At 49.9% G+C, this 2,916-nt stretch carries 2 protein-coding genes; both read right to left on the bottom strand.

What is annotated here, in order from left to right; all coding sequences use genetic code 11:
- On the bottom strand, positions 1 to 1,478 hold a 1,478-nt coding region (locus F8N00_RS17455), incomplete at its 3' end, for a cardiolipin synthase (RefSeq protein WP_421018682.1).
- Positions 1,479 to 1,589: 111 nt separating this feature from the next.
- Complete coding sequence (locus F8N00_RS17450; protein ID WP_336449374.1) at positions 1,590 to 2,711, bottom strand: GTP-binding protein; 1,122 nt, start codon at positions 2,709 to 2,711, stop codon at positions 1,590 to 1,592.
- Positions 2,712 to 2,916 lie beyond the last annotated feature (205 nt).

The raw sequence follows: 2,916 nt of genomic DNA, 5'->3' as shown, positions 1-2,916 counted from the left end.
GACAGAAGCGGACGTTTGACGTAATCGTTTGATGATAACTGAATCGAGACATCGAAATCAGCGATGAAGTCACGCTCGAGCTGTTCCGTACTTTCCGTGTCATACAGGAACGCCATCAGTTCATAGTTGAGGACAAAACTGCGAATATCCATGTTTGCCGTTCCGACGGCACCGATCTTCCCGTCGACGAGAAACAGTTTCGCATGGATGAAGTGACGGTTATACGTATAAATCTTGACGCCGTCCTTCAAGAGTGGTCCGAAGTAAGACCGGGTCCCGTAATAAGACGTAAAGCTGTCGCCTTTACCCGGCGTCAAGATACGGACGTCGAGTCCAGCACGTGCTGCGAGCCGGAGCAACGTCATTGTCTCATTATCCGGAATCAAGTACGGCGTTGCGATCCAGATCGAACGTTGTGCCGAAATGATCGCGGCAATCAAGGCATTGCGAATCGCGGGATCCTTCGACGTCGGTCCGCTCGTGACGATTTGAATCGCCCCGTCTGACGTCACATCATGTTTCGGGAAGTACTGGTGGATCGACTCACCCCCTGCAAACGTCTCCCATGTGTCACTCGATTCAATTTGGGCATAGATCCAGTCGTCGAGGAACGTCGCTTGTAACTCCTTGACGGCACGTCCTTCGAGCCGTAAATGCGTATCGCGCCAAAAGCCGAATTTCTTACTCTTGCCGTCGTATTCATCCCCGACGTTCAAACCACCGGTGAAACCGACCTTACCATCAACGACGACGATTTTCCGGTGATTGCGGAAGTTCGCCGTGAAGATGAACAAGGGACTCGAAATCGGATCATAGGCTGCGATATGCGCTCCAGCGTCGCGTAGCGGGCGCAGGAAGTTCTCACCGAGCATATAGCTTCCGAGTCCGTCATACATGAACCGGACCGTCACACCGGCTTCGAGTCGCTCAATCAATGCTTCCCGGATCGCTTTACCTGTCTCATCATTCCGATAGATGTAGTACTGGATGTGGACGTGATGCTGCGCTTGACGAATCGCCTCTAATATCGCTGGGAACGTCTCTTCCCCGTTCGTCAGAATGTCACTTGATGTATGCACGTCCACCCCGCCCCCACCGAAGTTACGAATCGTGTTCGCGAGCTTCAAATGGTTCGGTGGCAACTCACTGACGGCAAGCGACCGGACTGGACGAATCGCTTGCTTAAGCAATTTCCGTTCGTCATGCGAACGACGATTCCGACGGCGACGCCGTGGATTTCGACCGAACATCAACCAGATGATGACTCCGAGAATCGGTAAGAAGATTAGGACGAGGAACCAAGCAATCGTCGATTCTGCAGTCCGGTTCTCGATGAAGATGATCATGATGACAGCAAGCGGCACGACCGTCGCTGAAATCGTTAAGACGTAAAATAAATAGCCGAGTTGATATAGTCCCCAAATGATGCCACCGGCGACTAAAAATACGAGTGCGAATTGTAAAATCCGGTTACGCACAGACCTTCCTCCTTCAATTAACATACCTTCACTAGTATTGTTTCCCCATTCACTATGAAAATATAACAAAAAAGAGAAACCGCAGACACGGTTTCTCAAAAGATTGACCTCTTATAGAAAGTTTTCTTCGTACATCTCGCGACCAGGGATTGGATCATTCAGTGATGCCCAATCCGTTTCGTGTTCCTGGACGAGACATGTATCGAATAGCGCTTCGAGCTTCTCTTGCTCCAGTCCGATACCGATCAAGACAAGTTCGGTCCGTCGATCCTCATCTGATGCAAAACGACCAGCGTATTCCATGTTCGACGCATATCCTGCCTGATGGAACAGCAATGCCATCTCAGGACGTGTCGCAAGGAACAAGAAGCCTTTTGCCCGAACGACTTCTTGCGGCCAGTCTTCAATCAAGGCTAGTAAGCGCTCAGGGTGGAACGGCACGTCGCGCTTGTAGACGAACGAACTGATTCCGTACTCTTCCGTTTCTGGAATATGTTCTTCCGCATTCAACTCACGGATCCAGCCAGCACTCGCTGCCGCTTGTTCAAAATCAAATAGATCAACGTCTAAGATCTCTGTCGGATCGACTTGACCATACGTCGTCTCAATCAAGCGGGCAACTGGATTTAATGCCTTTAGATAGCCGATGACGGTATGGCGTTCTTCCGCTGTCAAGCGATCGACTTTATTCAAGACAATGATATCTGCGAACTCGACTTGATCGACGAGTAGATCGACGACTTCGCGCACGTCTGTCTCATCAACGGCCTGTTTCCGCTCAATCAACGATTCACCGGATTCGAAGTCCTTCAAGAAACGGTACCCATCGATGACCGTGACCATCGCATTGATTTTCGTGACTTGTGATAAGTCGATGGCACTGTCCGGATCTTCGTAGGTGAAGGTCTGGGCGACCGGAATCGGCTCCGAGATACCACTCGATTCGATGACGATACCGTCAATATCGCCTTGGTCGACGAGGCGTTTGACTTCAAGTAATAAATCGTCACGTAACGTGCAGCAAATGCAGCCGTTCGAGAGAGTGACGAACGACTCTTCCGTCCGCGAGAATCCGCCTTGCTCAATCAATGCCGCGTCAATGTTGACCTCACTCATGTCGTTGACGATGATCGCGAGGCGGCGCCCTTCGCGATTATGTAGTAAATGGTTCAATAGTGTCGTTTTACCAGATCCAAGATATCCAGATAAAACGGTGATCGATATCGGTTGCATCATCATTCATCTCCTAAAACGTAATCGTTACGTTTTATAGAGTAACCGACTTTTCACCTGACGTCAATCGTAATGATTTCGATTTATTTTATTCTCTAAAAAAGCCGATAAGCATCGACTCAAGGAGTAGACGGGGCTGACTCCAAAAAAATGACGCATCTACTCACGCCCTTTCCTCAGGCGAGACACAAGCCAGTCTTCCTGC

The sequence above is a fragment of the Exiguobacterium sp. A1_3_1 genome, assembly GCF_048985645.1.
Lineage (GTDB): Bacteria > Bacillota > Bacilli > Exiguobacteriales > Exiguobacteriaceae > Exiguobacterium_A > Exiguobacterium_A indicum.
This window is presented reverse-complemented; position numbering and strand designations above follow the sequence as displayed.

Coding starts and splice junctions, on each gene's coding strand:
- F8N00_RS17450 (WP_336449374.1), bottom strand. CDS start 2,711: ATGCAACCGATATCGATCACCGTTTTATCTGGATATCTTGGATCTGGT.